Consider the following 851-nt stretch of genomic DNA (forward strand, 5'->3'; position numbering starts at 1 on the left):
AGCTGGCCCATATCCACCCCGGACTATTATAGAAGTGGACCGCCTAAATCAGGATGATATTGTAGAAGTAGAAGGTACATTCTATGCTCCACAAAACGCATCGAAATCAGGCAAATTAAACGGGAATTCCAGCAATAATGGAGCAACTGCAATCAGTAAAAACGTATCGCCAAACGGCGTAATAACCCTCTCACCGAAAGGTGCGATCCAGTCTACAGGAACTTGGAATCTGGGCACAAGAGCAGGCGACAGTATTTTTGTAGCAGGTATGCGCGGAATTAATCCGAGTACGAACAAGCTTGTAGCCGATGAGGAAGAGCGGATTCGTCAGGCATTTCTCAATATGAAACTGATTGCAGAATCTGAGGGTGCAAGCCTGAAGGATGCGACACGTCTTATCGTGTACGTAACGGATATGTACCGCTATCGTCCAATCGTCAACAAGATTCAGGAAGAATTGTGGGGTTCAGGACCTTACCCGCCACGCACAATTGTTGAAGTGGATCGTTTGAACCAGGATGATATTGTCGAGGTGGAAGGCACGTTTTATGCGCCGAAGTCGGCATCCAGAAAGACAGTTGCCCAAGGAGGCTCCACCAATCAGGTGACATCATCACAAGAAGCAGCATCCAGCAATGTCAAACCGGCAACAAGTGCTAACGTATCTCCAAACGGAGTGATAACCCTGTCACCAGAAGGGGCTATTCAGTCAACTGGAACATGGGATCTTGGAACTCGGGCAGGCGACACAATTTATGTGGCTGGTATGCGCGGAATTGATCCGAGTACCAACCAGCTTGTAGCCGATGAGGAAGAGCGGATTCGTCAAGCATTCCTGAATATGAAACTGA

At 47.9% G+C, this 851-nt stretch carries 1 protein-coding gene; it reads left to right on the plus strand.

From position 1 onward, the window contains the following. Nucleotides 1-851: RidA family protein (locus CHI14_RS30365; RefSeq protein WP_212677032.1), on the plus strand; the 851-nt coding region annotated here is incomplete at both ends.

Origin of the sequence: Paenibacillus sp. 7516 (assembly GCF_002272715.1) — a bacterium.
Lineage (GTDB): Bacteria > Bacillota > Bacilli > Paenibacillales > Paenibacillaceae > Paenibacillus > Paenibacillus illinoisensis_A.